This is a genomic window from Polaribacter sp. Hel_I_88 (assembly GCF_000687935.1).
Classification (GTDB): Bacteria; Bacteroidota; Bacteroidia; order Flavobacteriales; family Flavobacteriaceae; genus Polaribacter.
Genome location: NZ_JHZZ01000001.1, coordinates 1809744 through 1824578, shown reverse-complemented (window position 1 = coordinate 1824578; position 14835 = coordinate 1809744). Strand labels below are relative to the sequence as shown.

The window sequence follows — 14835 nt, the reverse complement described above, 5'->3', positions numbered from 1 at the left end:
TTGTAGATTTTTACTTCACAACCTCAATCCAATCACCTTTTGTTCTTACTAAATAATCATTGTCATACATCGCTTCAACTTGAATTCCTGGCAAATAGTATTTTCCTAAATACGCTGCATTTAATAAAACTGTAAAGGTTTTTGTTTCTGATGTATTTCGTTTTCTATCTAGATCGAAATAAAAATTAACACGATCATCTCTAATATCTGTGTAACGTGCTTCGCTTTTTGCTGTGGTTCCAAAATCAGTAAAACGTGTGTTTACAATTTCCCAACCTGAAGGGAAAATTTGCGTTAAAGCAATATCTTTAACTTCTACATTTTTAGGATTGCTCACTGTAATTTCTGCCACAAAATCCTGACCTTGTTTTAAACTTTTTATATCGATTTTATTGCCACTCAAATCTTTGTAATTTAATGAAACATTTAAACCCCTACTTTCTGCAATTTCATCACCCAAAGGCAATTTCCCAGAATTTACAATTCTTACAAAAACAATATTATCCTCATTATTTTTAAAAGTGATTTTATTGCTTCCTTTTTTAATATCTAAAGTTCTCTGAACCATAGAACTTGTTGTTTTTACAACTTCGGATTTTCCATTATTTGTGAAAGACAAATTCATTGCTTTTCCTCCATTTTTCACCACCATTTTCCCAATGGCTAACAAACTAAAAGCAGTAGTTTGTGTGCTCATCCAAGTATTACTAGACAATTCTTTTGCTATAATTTTTGATACATCTTTGGCATTTTTATCATTTGTAATTAGCATTGTTTCTAAAGCCATCGCTCTATTTCTGGTTACAGAACCGTAGTTGTAATAATTATAACCAGCGAAATTTAAATCGGCTTTTTGCACAATTTCATCAGCAGCTTCTTTTTGTCCAACCAAAGCATAAGTTGCAGCTAATCTCCATTTTGCCTCGTTAGAAATTTGCTTAAATTCTCGTAATCTATTCATGGCAGATAAATCTGGACTACCAGCCAAAGCCAACGTATATAAAGCATAAGCTTGATTTAAATCTCTTGAATTTTGATTGTATTGTGGTCTCCAATTTCTAACAGCTTCTTTTTGAAATTTAATAAAATTACTCTTAAACGTAAGTGGCAACACAAAGCCTTTTTTCTCTGCCTCTAACATAAAATGACCTGCATAGGTTGTTCCCCAATCACTTATATAACTTTCTCCCATCCAATAACTCAAACCTCCGTTTGCTTTTTGAAAATTCCCTAAACGTGTAATTCCGTTTTCTATATTTCTTTGAATTTCTAAACTTTTATCCGAATTTAAATCGAACAAATCTGTTAAAAATAATTGTGGAAAAACACTGGATGTAGTTTGCTCTACACAACCATGTGGATATTGAATTAAGTATGCTAATCTGCCAGAAAAATTGATTGGCGGAATTGTGGATAATTCCAAAATAGCCGTATTTGTACCTTCAATACCAAAAGTTTCAAAATCAATATCTTGCACTTGATTTCCTTCAATAGTTGCGTCAATAACTTTGGATGTTATTGGGTTTGGATTCACAACATCTAACTCCACTTTATACGTTGATTTTTCGCCATTTCCAGTCGCAATAATTTCAACAGTATTGATGCCATTTGCTTTTAAAACATCCAACTGAAAATACACCATTTTTTCATCTGGCTTTTCAAAATTGATGTTTTGTGTTTTATTTCCTAAAACTGCAATTCCGTTTGATGTTTTTACCTCAATTTGTACGTTTTTCACTTTTTCATCCATCGCAAAAATGGTAATTGGCAACGTAACTTTTTCTTTTGGCGATAATTTTCTTGGCAACGTTGCTAAAACCATCAAAGGCTTTTTAACAGCAACTGCTTTTTCTGCATTTCCAAAAGCTTCCATATTTACATCACCTGCAACCACCATTGTTCTGACAGAACCAATATAATTTGGCAATGTAATCTTATGAGATTTTTCTGCTCCTTTTTCCAATTGAAAAGGTCCTAAAAATTTAACAACAGGTTTAAATCTGTTAGCTTTTTGGTTTTTTCCTTTGGCTAAATTTCCATCTCCACCAATAGCAAAAACTTGATCTACACTTCCTGAATATGCTCCAATTACATCATCAAAAATATCCCACGTTTTTACACCTAAAGCTTCTCTTGCATAAAAATTATCATAGGCATTTGGTGTTTTAAATCGAGTTAAATCTAACAAACCTTCTTCCACAATTGCCAAAGTATAGGTCATTGATTTGTTGTTTTTTTCTGAAACTGTTACCGTAAATTCTTTTTCAGGTTTCAGTTCTTCTGGCATTTTAATTTGAGGTTCTAATTTTGTGGATGCATCCTCTACCAAAATCGGAATTATACCAAATAATCTGATTGGTAAATCGTTTTCTGTAGCTTTGTGTGGTTGAAATAAAGAAATATTTACAAACACATTTGGTGTCATTTCTTTAGTGATCACAAGTTCTGCAGTTGTGGTTCCTTTTGTGGTTTTAATCCATTTGATGTCCAAAACTTTTGTGCCATTTTCTATACTGATAAGTGCTCTTCCTTCACTTCCTGATGGAAACGTAATTTTTGCTGTTTCACCAACATCATACGTTTCTTTATCCGCAGAAAAAACCAACATTTTTGCAGCATCTTTATCATTAGAACTTGAATTTCGCCACCAGTTTCTATAAAAATAAGCTGTTCTTCCTGTGGAATGCCCACTTTTTTTATCGATAACTCTAATTAAAAAACGTCCATTATCTCTTTCTGGAATGTTCAATTTAAAAGTTCCTTTTCCTTTAGCATTCGTATTTACTTTAATAGTTTGATACGATTTATGATAACTACTTGACGAATATTTAGATAAATTATCATCAGAGGAGCTCCACCACCAACGCCAATTTATTTGATAAACTTCTATTTCTAAGGCTCTATTTGGAGTTGGTTTTCCTTTTTCATCTACAGAAATCACAGCAAAATTCTGGTTTTCATCTGTAAAAAAAGAACCATATCTATTGCCTTCAGGAGATTTTAAACCTACAAAAGAAGAAAAAGGTGCATATTTTTTAGTGAAAGCATCCATAGAAAAATCTCCACCATTTTCGAAAGCTCTCACTAAAAACTGAACATTTAACATTCCTGGCGCATTTTCGCCAACCGTTAATTTACTGTTGATTTTTGCCAAGCCATTATCATCTAATTTCCCTTCAAAAATGTTTATTTCTTCGGATGAAAAAGTTCTTGATGGATCTGAAAAAACATACTCTTTATAATCTTCAAAACTATAATTTATCGTAGAAATTTTGGCTTTCACTTCCGCTTTTAAGTTTTTTGCAGGTGTTCCAAAAAGCCATTTTACATCTAAAACTCCTTCAATTGGTTTTTTGCTAGTTAGAATTTCATCACCAAAATCAATCTTAATTTTTAATCGATTTGGTTTCACCATTTCTATTTTTAAAGTCTTATAAAATTTTGCACCACCAACAGAAACTTTGGCTGAGTAATTTCCTGTTTTTGCTTCTTGTGAGGTTTTTACTTCAAATTTGTAGAAATTATTCAAGTTTTCAGCTGTTACATTTTTGTACATCAACTTTCCACTTGGATCTGTAATTTCCATTTTTACAGGATGATTTTTTGGCAGTTTATTATCAGCATCATTCAACAAAAAAGTTAAATGCAATGAATCTCCAGGTCTCCAAACGCCACGTTCTCCATAAATGTACCCTTTTAAGCCTTTTTGAGTTTTACTTCCAGAAACATCAAACTTACTCAGTGACAAAGAATTGCCATCAAACAGTTTTATATAGCCTTTATTTTTTCCTTTAGATGCTATTGCAAATGCAGCATTCTTAGTAGATTCGATTGTTACAAAACCCTCTGAATTTGTGGTCCCTTTTGCAATTTCTTGTTGCTGAAAATTATACAATTTTACTGTAGCATCAATAATTGAGGTTGTGTTTAAAATATTTGTAATTGCAAAGAAATACGAATTATTTTCTCCTTTTTTTGCGATAATTCCTAAATTGGAAGCTAACAGATTTTGTGCAACTATTTTGTCTTCATTATAATAAGCATCATTACAAGGATTTTCTCTTTCTCGCCAATTATAACTGTAATTTCTGTAACTATACAACTCATTATCCCAATATAATTCTTCTCTTTCATCTTCCTCAAGATCGCTTATATTGTATGCTGATTCATAAAATTCATCCTCATAATCATCGCTCTTTTCGGTTGATGAAGCACTTTCTGAACACTCGTAAAAAACCTGATTTTTGTTAAAACTCAACTCAATTCTATAAATAGCTCCAGGTTCCGTTTTCACCATCTCAGCAATATCTACGCTGAAGGCTCTCCACTTTTGCATGTTATTTTTTTCATTATCAATTAAAGTGATGGTTTTTTTAGCAACGCTTCTTCCAACTTTTTTTATTTGATACTCATCATTACTATTGATATTATTTTCCTGCAAAAATTGCAATACATTATCTTCAAATATTTTAATGATTCTAACCTCAACTTCCCTAACATTAATCGCTTCAAAATTAAATTTCAAATCATTTGAATTCGGTAAAATTGTTCCGTTTGAAATGGCTCTAATTTGGGGTTTTTTCTGCTCGAAAGTAATGGTTTCAGAAAAGGCATTTTTTAATTTATAACCCTCTGAATTTTGGATTCCTTCAAAAACGGAAACCAACATATTTCCTTCAAATTTTGCTTCAGAAAATACTTTTAATTCATTTCCATTCACAATAAAACGTGGATTATTAAAATCTTTTATCACTACTAAACCATCAAAGTTTTGTTGCTTTTTTAACGCATCAGAAAAATTGATAGAAATATATTGTTCGCCTAAATTATTGACACTTATATCAACAATTTTAAAATTATTTTTACCCGGAATTAAAACTTCATTTTCTCCTTCGTTGTCAGCTTGTATTACATTTCCATCCCAAGAAATAGTTAATTTTGAGTCCTCCACAAAACGTTGAATGCTATCAATTTTAAACTCAAAAACCTTTCCTTTTGCAAAAGATTCGTTCCAAACTACATTTTTTTGATTGTTATTTTGTGATGCTTCAACTAACTGTTTTGCATTCTCTAAAGTAATGATATCCGCAGATTTTAAAACACCTTCTAAATATTGATATTCTTTAGAATAGGATTGTAGCGTTTTTGTTTGGACATTAAAATTAGGTGTAATCGTTTTAAATTGAAAAGTATAATTTTTAAAGGACTCATCAATATTTTTATAAATTTCATTCAGCTTTACAGTAACTGTATATTCTGTATCTGTTGCTAAATCTTCATCTGGAACAAAAGTTAAAGCATGATTATTTAAGGTTTTTAAACTTCCTTCCACAAAAGGTTCTATAGATAAAATATCGTTAGAAATTTCTTGATTTGCTTCCCAATCAATAACTTCTTTGCTTAAATTTATATTGATGTTTGCCGTTTTTGAAACAACTCCAGAAGTTGTATAACTGATATATTCTTTGAACTTATAAATGTTATCTGTTTTAATTTCTTGATCTTTACAGGAAAAAATCAATAAAATAATAGCAAGTGTAAAAAGTAGATTTTTGGTTTTCATAGTTGTGAAGTTTATAAGCACAACTCAAAAATAGTGAATTAAGTATGGAAAAATCAGAAGAATTAGAATTCGTAACTTTTTAATTAGAATTTGATAAGTCAATCGTTAAAAAATAATTTTAGCAAAAAAAAAGCTAAACTCAAAATAGAGTTTAGCTTTTTAAATATATTTTTATACTGATTATTTAGCAACAGTTGCTCTTAACATCCAAGCCATTTCTTCATGCTCTTGCATTAATCCTGTTAAGAAATCTTCTGAACCGACATCTTTACAATCTTCACCAACTTTCGATAAGTTTTCTCTAATATATTGAATAATTGTATCATGATCTTTTAACAAAGCTACTGTGTAATCGTGACTTGTATTATCTCCATCGTATTTTTCAGATAAATTAGTTAAATCTAAAAATTCTTTTAGAGTTCCTGGCGAATAATGACCAATTTTTCTAATTCTTTCTGCAACACTATCCGTAAAAATTTTGATTGCATCATAATGTTCCTCAAAAAACACATGTTTTGTGTGGAAATCATGTCCTTCTAAATTCCAGTGAGCTCTTAATGTTTTTGTGTATAACACAAATTCATCTGCTAATAATTTTCCTAATATGTCTGATACTTCTTTTCTGTTTTTTTCTGATATTCCAATATTTGTTTTCATCAATATATTTTTTAATTAGTGATTAGTATTTTTATTCTGATATTTTACTACCTCTTAACGACTGCAAGTTATTGGATTGTTATAGTATTTATTTGTTCAAAAGGTTTATTTTTTAACTTGTTTGATAAAAATTTGATTTTGTTTATTTTCTAAAAAATATTGCATAAAAAAACCTTGATAAAATTATCAAGGTTTTTTTGGAGGTGTCTAGCGGATTCGAACCGCTGTACATGGTTTTGCAAACCATTGCCTAGCCACTCGGCCAAGACACCAAAAAAATTATCTCGAAGTTTTTTTTACTTCGAAACCTTAAAATGTCTTTCCTGTAAAAACAGGAATCTAAATTAAGGATTGCAAATTTACATAAATTTACAATTACTACAAGCATTTTTTATACTTATCGTTTTTTTGATAAAATAATAACAACTTCTTCTACATTTCCACCTATTGGAGGGTTTATTTTTGATACAGAAACCGTTGCTTTTTGAATCATTTTTAATTCTTTAAAAAATCGATTTAAAATACGTTGCGCAACTTCTTCTAGTAATTTAGAACGGATTGCCATTTCTTCTTTTACAATATGATTTAAATGTACATAATCTACAGTATCAGAAAGTTCATCTGTTTTTGCTGATTTTTTTAAATCTGCTTTTACTTCTACATCCACTCTGTATTCTGAACCTATTTTTGCTTCTTCATCTAAACAACCGTGAAAAGCGTAGAGTTTGATGTTGTTTACTTTTATGATTCCCAAATTTGTCTTGATTTTTGAATACCTACAAGGTTTTTGAAACCTTGCAGGATAAATTTTAGTCTATTTTTTCCCACATTTTATCGGTGTTTAATCTAAAAGAACCAAGATACTCAAAACTACATTGTGCTGGTTCTATAATCGACAAAAAGGGTTCACCATTTCTGTTGTTGTACAAATGATAATTTTCACCAAAAATTGGCTCAAAACTAAATTTTGCATTGTAGATTAAATCATTATACTGAAACTTTTGCATTAAAGCTTCGTATTCTTTTTTAACCTCATCAAACTTAGATTTTAGTTGTTTATTTACACGTGTAATTCCATCATTTTTCCAACTGGCAGTATTTAATGGCTTAATTACAGGTGAACTTGCTGATGTTCCATAAGGTTTTAAAGCAGCATCATATTGTTGCGTTTCCTCATTAAAAACAACTAAATCTGGTTTTTTATCATCATCATTTTTCATGTTGCAAAATTACGACAAAATATAAATACTGAATTAGCTTTTATTAAAACTTTAACTGATAAAAATGCCTGCGTTAGCGATTGAAGTGGCATCCTTTTTTATGCTTTTTTAAAATCAATGTATTATTTAAGGAATAAATTGGGTGATAAAATTACAGATACTTTAATAAATTCTGAAAAAAAGATATAACGTAAAGCGCGACCAAGCTTTTCTGCTTGGGAACGCCCAAAAAAATTAACTTGTAAAAAAGTCGAAAACGTTGCTAATTGCGCTTGTTTTTGTTTTATAAAATTCGGTATATGTACATTTTTCGCAGGTTACGCTTGTAAATTTCTGATTTTGAATGTCAAAAATTTTAGATAAAGTTCCTCCAGTTGCTCGCATTTGACCTAATTTATAGGTTTTGTTATTGCATTTAGGACAGGTATAATTTCTAATTTGATTGCTCATAATTTATGGTGTTTATTGATTAGTTGCTGAATTTACAATTTTGTTACGAATGCTCAAAGTCTAAAAAGTATTTTACGTAATTTTGCGCTTCAATTTATTTATAGAAAAGGATGTCTGAAGAGAAGAATTCGCTCAATTTTTTAGAGCATATTATAGAAGAAGATTTGGCAAATGGAATGCCAAAAGAGGATTTACGTTTTCGTTTTCCACCAGAACCAAATGGTTATTTACACATTGGGCACACAAAAGCCATTGGAATTAGTTTTGGTTTGGGTGAAAAATACAATGCACCAGTTAATTTGCGTTTTGACGATACAAACCCTGCAAAAGAGGAGCAAGAATATGTAGATGCTATTAAGAAAGATATTTCTTGGTTGGGGTATTCTTGGGCTAATGAATGCTATTCTTCTGATTATTTTCAGCAACTTTATGATTGGGCAATTCTGTTGATAAAAGATGGAAAAGCGTATGTAGATTCTCAATCATCAGAAGAAATGAGAGCGCAAAAAGGAACGCCAACTCAGGTTGGAACAAATAGTCCTTTTAGAAATAGATCTGTGGAAGAAAACTTGGAGTTGTTTCAAGGAATGAAAGATGGAAAATTCAAAGAAGGTGAGCATACTTTGCGTGCTAAGATTGATATGGAATCTCCAAATATGTTACTACGTGATCCTTTAATGTACAGAATTATGTACAAAACGCATCATAGAACTGGAGATGATTGGTGCATTTACCCAATGTACGATTGGACGCATGGAGAAAGCGATTATATTGAGCAAATTTCGCATTCTTTATGTTCTTTAGAGTTTAAACCTCACAGAGAATTGTACGATTGGTTTAAAGAAAATGTTTTAGAGTATAGCAAATCTGAATACCCAAATCCGCCAAAACAACGTGAGTTTTCTCGTTTGAATTTGAGTTATACAATTATGAGTAAACGTAAATTGTTAACGTTGGTTGAGAATGGAATTGTGGCTGGTTGGGATGATCCAAGAATGCCAACAATTTCTGGTTTACGTAGACGTGGTTATACTCCAGAATCTATAAAAAGTTTTATAGAAACTGTTGGAGTTTCTAAACGTGAAAATGTAATTGATGTAGCACTTTTAGAGTTTAAAATTCGTGAAGATTTAAATAAAAATGCACCAAGAGTAATGGCTGTTTTAGACCCTGTAAAAGTGGTAATTACAAATTATCCTGAGGATACAGAGGAAATGTTAGATGCCAATTATAATGATTATGAAGATGGTTTTGGCAGCAGAGAAGTTCCTTTTTCTAGAGAAATTTATATTGAAAAAGAGGATTTTAGAGAAGAAGCAAATAAGAAGTTTTTTAGATTGAAGTTGGGTAGCGAAGTTCGTTTAAAAAACGCTTATTTTATAAAAGCAAACAGCTGTACAAAAGATGCTGATGGAAATGTTATTGAAATTCAATGTACCTACGATCCATTAACAAAATCTGGCATGGACACTGAAGAAAGCAAGCGTAAAGTAAAAGGAACTTTGCATTGGGTTTCTGTAAAACATGCTATCAAAGCAGAAGTAAGAGCTTATGATCGATTGTTTTTAGATGAAGCTCCAGACTCTCATAAAGACAAAGATTTTATGGAATTTATCAACCCTAATTCTTTAGAAATTATTGAAGCTTTTGTTGAACCAAGTTTACAGTCTGCTGAAATTGGTGAACGTTTTCAATTTCAAAGAATGGGTTATTTTAATGTTGATGACGATTCTACAAAAGAACATTTAGTTTTTAATAAAATTGTTGGGTTGAGGGATAGTTGGTCTAAAAAGTAATCAGTTTTCAGTTGCACTTTGTAGTGCTTACTGTTGTAAATAAAAATAATTAGAAATGGAAAATAATTTAGAAAGTAAATCGACTAAAGAATTACAAGGCAGCTTAAAAGGATTAAAAATAATTTCGATTGCTTTGATAATTGTCATTGGTTTATTGTTATCCATAACTATTTATGGTATGTTGTTTAAAGATAATAATGCAACTTTTATTGCTTTATTTGTAGTTGGTGTTTCTTGCGCAGCGATTCTTCCTGTACAATTTATATCGATGAAAAAAATAAAAACTGAACTTAACTCAAGAGAAAAATAATCATGAAAAAAATAATCGTTTTAAGCTTTTTAATTATAGTAGCCTGCCAAACAAAATTAAAAGTTAGTGTTTTAGAAGCACCAATTGCATGTGGGCAATGTCAATTTGATTTAGAAGGCGATGGTTGCAATTTAGCTGTAAAAATTAATGATAAAGCCTATTTTGTTGAGGGTTTTAGCATTGATGATTTTGGAGATGCTCATGATGAACAAACAGGTTTTTGTAATGTAGTTAGAAAAGCAAAAATTGAAGGTGAAATTGTCTCTAATAAATTTGTAGCTTCTTCAATAAAATTAATTGAATAATATTTTTTTACTTTTTTATAAACCAAATAAAAACCCATTAAGCTCTTTAATGGGTTTTTATTTGGGCAAACTAATACTGACTCTTTATAAACTTTTTTAGCAGAAAACCTTTTTCTGTAGTTATTTTTATAAAATAAACACCAATAGCAAAAGGTTTTACATCAACAAAATCCTGACTTTTATTTTTTGATAAAATTGTTTTACCATTGATAGAAAAAATTTCAATTTTATTAATTTTTACAGTTTCATCAATTTTTATAAATAACTTTCTACTAACAGGATTTGGATATAATTGAATTAAGTCTTTTAGTTCTATATCTTCTGTTGACAATACTTTTTGTATAACTGTAACTTTTATACTTACAAAATCTGAATTTCCATGAATATCAGTCACTGTAAAAACAACATCATTTTCACCTAAATCAGCTACTGCAAAATTTGTTTTGGATAAATTATAAGAAGCAATTCCACAATTATCTGTTGAACCGTTGTCAATATCTGAAATTTCCAAAGTTGCATTACCACTATCATCAAGTTCCAATTCAAAATCTTTTGCTTTAATTTCTGGCGCAGTTTCATCTTTAACAATTACTTTTTGATTGGCTGTTGAAACGTTTCCATTTCCATCATCAAAAGTCCAAATAATCGTAAATTCTCCTTGTTGATTATATGTTAAAGAATCGTTTGTTGTTCCTGTAATCGTTCCTGCACAATTATCTGTGGTTGTTGGAATATCTGAAATTACAATAGAACATTCTGATGAAATATCTTGTAAAACTGGAATTACAGGAGCAGTTTCATCTTTAATAATTACCTTTTGATTTGCTGTGGAAACATTCCCATTTCCATCATCAAAAGTCCAAATAATAGTAAATTCTCCTTGCTGATTGTAAATTAAAGAATCTGTTGTTGTTCCTGTTATATTTCCTACACAATTATCTGTGGTTATTGGGATATTGGTAATCGCTAGGGAACATTCTGATGAAATATCAGCTAAATCTGGAATTACAGGAGCAGTTTCATCTTTTACAATTACTTTTTGATTGGCTGTTGAAATGTTTCCATTTCCATCATCAAAAGACCAAGTAATCGTAAATTCTCCTTGTTGATTGTACGTTAAGTTGTCTGTTGTTGTCCCTGTAATCGTTCCTTCACAATTATCTGTTGTTGTTGGAATATCTGAAATTGTTATAGAGCATTCTGATGAAATATCGGCTAAATCTGGAATTACTGGCGCTGTTTCATCTTTTACAATTACTTTTTGATTGGCTGTTGAAATATTCCCATTTCCATCATCAAAAGTCCAAATAATGGTAAATTCTCCTTGCTGATTATATGTTAAAGGATCTGTTGTTGTTCCTGTTATGGTTCCTGCACAATTATCTGTAGTTGTTGGAATATTGGTAATCGTTAGGGAACATTCTGATGAAATATCAGCTAAATCTGGAATTACAGGAGCAGTTTCATCTTTTACAATTACTTTTTGATTGGCTGTGGAAATATTCCCATTTCCATCATCAAAAGTCCAAGTAATACTAAATTCTCCTTGCTGATTATACGTTAAAGAATCTGTTGTTGTTCCTGTTATGGTTCCTGCGCAATTATCTGTAGTTGTTGGTATATTGGTAATCGTTAGGGAACATTCTGATAAAACATCTTGCAAAACTGGAATTTCTGGTAAAGTTTCATCTTTAACAATTACTTTTTGATTGGATTGTAATACAATACCATTTCCGTAATCAAAAGTCCAAATGATTGTATATTCACCTTGTTCATCATAATACAATGCATCTGTTGTTGTGCCAACAATAGTCCCAGAACATCCGTTTCCTGCTGTTTCAGGATTTTCTGTAATCGTTACAGAACAAGCTGCTTTTACAGCTGGTAGTTCTGGTGGAATTGGTGCAGAAGAATTGCTTATAATTACGTTTTGTGAAGCTGTTGTAGAATTTCCATTTCCATCATCAAAAACCCAATTTACGGTGTATGTCCCTGAAACATTATAAAATATAGGGTCTGTTGTTGTTCCTGTTATGGTTCCTGCACAATTATCTGTGGTAGTTGGTGCCACTAAACTAACACTACATTGTGCATTTACGTCTGATAATGTCGGTTTTTCAGGCGCTAAAGTATCTGTAATAGTTATGTTTTGAGTACTTGTTGATACGTTTCCATTTCCATCATCAAAAGACCAAGTAATTGTATAATTGCCAGCTTTAGTGTAAGTTAAAGGATCTGATGTAGTTGCAGTTACTAATTCTGCACAGCCATCATAAGTTGTTGGAATTTCTGAAAAAGTATAACTGCATTCGCTTGTGATATCATTTAAAAAAGGGGCTTCTGGTGCAATTTCATCTTTTACAATTACTTTTTGAGTTGATGTTAATTGCGTTCCATTACCTAAATCGAAAATCCATGAAATAACAAATTCTCCTTGCTCTGTGTAAGTTAAAGCATCTGCAGTTGTTGCTGTAATTGTACCAGAAATGGTTTCTAAAGTAGGTGTATTAAAAACGGTAACACTACAATCTGCTCTTAAATCTGGTAAAACTGGAGCAACTGGTGTACCTCTAATAATAAATACTTTTTGAGATCCTCTTATCGAATTTCCACTGACATCGTCAAAAAACCAATACACAATATATTCACCAGGTTCATCGTAAAAAATAGGATCAAAAGTAATTCCCTCAACAACTTCTCCACAATTATCTTGTGCTTTTGGCGCTGTTAAAGTTACACTAGAAACTGCTCTAATATCTGGTAATTCTGGAACTACAGGAAAAGTAACATCTTTAATAATTACTTTTTGTTTAGTTGTTGTGATATTTCCATTACCATCATCAAAAGACCAAGTTACTAAATGTTCGCCTTGTGAATTGTAAGTTAATGGGTCTGAAGTTTCACCTATAATAGTTCCTGCACAATTGTCTGTTGCAGTTGGAATTGAAGTTATTGTAACACTGCACTCGTCTGAAACCGTTTCTAGAGTTGGTGCAATTGGCGCAATTTCATCACTTACAATCACTTTTTGAATGGCTGTTGCAACATTTCCAGCCTCATCAGTAAAGGTCCAAGTTATAGAATACTCACCTTGTTCTGTATAGCTTAAAGCATCTTGTGTTACGCCTAAAATTTCTCCAGAAACTGTATCTGTAGCCTTTGGTATCTCTGAAACAGTTGCATTACAAACGCCAACAACATCGTTTAAAGTTGGTGCAGTTGGTGGTTGATTATCTCTATAAAAAGAACTCATTTCTTGGAGTAAAATTTTATTTCCTTCAAGATCTACAATATCTGAATTTGATTTTAGTTTTAAGAAAATATTTCCTTCTTGAGGGTTATTATCTATTCTAAAAATAGCCAATCGAAATGTATTTGGTCTTACTCTAAATAAAGAAGATTTAAAATAAATAGCTGCATTTGAACCCGTAAATTCAAAATCAGAAATATCTTGATTTATAATTTCTTCGCTAAAAGTGATTTCAAAAAACTCATTATTATTTTCTATTCCGTAACTTAAATTGGTAAGTATTGGTTTTGTTTTATCATAATTTAATGCAACTGTATTGGATGGAAAATTCACTTTTAAATCTGCATCTACAACTGAATTTGGAGCTACCATAACAGAAAAACTCCCTTCTTTTATAGGAACTATTTCTACTTTAAAATTTTGGTTGTCAATTTTTACAATTTTAGAAACCACAGCGTTTGTTAGCTGAAAATCGTCTGTATCAAAATCTGTAATTTCATTACTAAATTGGGCATTTAAAACAACTGGAGCTTGATGTACACTTGTGTTTTCATCAATACTTAAAACAACATTTGTTGCTGCTGCATTTGCAGCTACTGAAACCTGAACTGTATAGTTATTTGCAACTGCTTCATCTTCTGAAAGTACTGTAAAAATAATTGGAAATGTAAAGTCTACCTCAGAAATTCCAGATTCTTGTAACTTATTGCCAACATAAACTTTTGCTCCATCAATTACATTAAAAATGGGCTTTAAATTGGTGATATCTGTGCCTGGTGGAAGTTCTATTTGAAACGTATTTCCATTTTTTACTGTGTTTAAAGAAGTTGCGTTTGTAAAAATGATATCGTTTAAAATAGCAGTTGTATTTAAGGCTGGATTTGCGATACTTACTGCCTGAAAAACGCTTCCTAAATTCGCATCAATTTGAAAATTTATAGTTTTAGAAACAGACACAACAACATCGTTTTTACTGTCGTAAATTCTAAAAGTTAAGGGTTCGTTATTGGTATTTGCGTACGCAGTTAAATAGGCAACATATTTGTTATCATCTGCTTCAAAAGTTACGTTTGCAACTCCTCTTATTTCATCATTTACAAAAACGGCAACTTTATCATTTACAGAGGTTAACGTAGTTCCATTTACATTTAAAAAGGTTGTAAACGTCATGCTATATTGATAATTTGTTGGCTTTACTTCCCAATTTGGTTCTTGAGAAAAACCATTAGTCACCAAACATAAATTGGCAATAATTAAAAGAAAATGGAAAAATTTTATTTTCAT

General features: G+C 30.9%; 9 protein-coding genes and 1 tRNA gene. 3 read left to right on the top strand and 7 right to left on the bottom strand.

The annotated features are described in order from the left end of the window. Positions 1-10: 10 nt before the first annotated feature. The 6 genes from P161_RS0108135 to P161_RS0108110 form a co-directional block, all read right to left on the bottom strand. A complete protein-coding gene (locus P161_RS0108135) occupies positions 11-5563 on the bottom strand; it encodes an alpha-2-macroglobulin (protein WP_026776518.1) in 5553 nt (1850 codons plus the stop codon). Between the two features lie 180 nt (positions 5564-5743). Next, entirely contained in the window at positions 5744-6220 is a 477-nt protein-coding gene (locus P161_RS0108130) for a Dps family protein (protein WP_026776517.1), read from the bottom strand. Positions 6221-6418: 198 nt separating this feature from the next. Continuing rightward, positions 6419-6492 (bottom strand) — tRNA-Cys (locus tag P161_RS0108125). A 125-nt stretch (positions 6493-6617) separates the two neighbouring features. Further along, positions 6618-6974 carry a dihydroneopterin aldolase gene (gene folB, locus P161_RS0108120; RefSeq protein ID WP_026776516.1) on the bottom strand — a complete coding sequence of 119 codons (357 nt, stop codon included), beginning with the start codon at positions 6972-6974 and terminating at the stop codon, positions 6618-6620. 55 nt (positions 6975-7029) lie between these two features. Further along, positions 7030-7440: a DUF2452 domain-containing protein gene (locus P161_RS0108115; RefSeq protein WP_026776515.1), complete on the bottom strand. Its 411-nt coding sequence runs from the start codon at positions 7438-7440 to the stop codon at positions 7030-7032. 234 nt (positions 7441-7674) lie between these two features. Continuing rightward, entirely contained in the window at positions 7675-7890 is a 216-nt protein-coding gene (locus tag P161_RS0108110) for a zinc ribbon domain-containing protein (protein ID WP_026776514.1), read from the bottom strand. A gap of 110 nt (positions 7891-8000) precedes the next feature. On the opposite strand from P161_RS0108110, the gene P161_RS0108105 reads away from it, so the two are divergent. The 3 genes from P161_RS0108105 to P161_RS0108095 are packed head-to-tail and all read left to right on the top strand — an operon-like array spanning position 8001 to position 10301. Further along, entirely contained in the window at positions 8001-9686 is a 1686-nt protein-coding gene (locus tag P161_RS0108105; protein ID WP_026776513.1) for a glutamine--tRNA ligase/YqeY domain fusion protein, read from the top strand. Positions 9687-9741: 55 nt separating this feature from the next. Continuing rightward, complete coding sequence (locus P161_RS0108100) at positions 9742-9996, top strand: hypothetical protein (RefSeq protein WP_026776512.1); 255 nt, start codon at positions 9742-9744, stop codon at positions 9994-9996. Between the two features lie 2 nt (positions 9997-9998). Then, positions 9999-10301, top strand: a complete 303-nt coding sequence (locus P161_RS0108095; protein WP_026776511.1) for a DUF6370 family protein — start codon at positions 9999-10001, stop codon at positions 10299-10301. A 70-nt stretch (positions 10302-10371) separates the two neighbouring features. Here the strand turns inward: P161_RS0108095 and P161_RS0108090 are convergent, their stop codons facing one another. Next, complete coding sequence (locus tag P161_RS0108090; RefSeq protein ID WP_036841343.1) at positions 10372-14835, bottom strand: T9SS type A sorting domain-containing protein; 4464 nt, start codon at positions 14833-14835, stop codon at positions 10372-10374.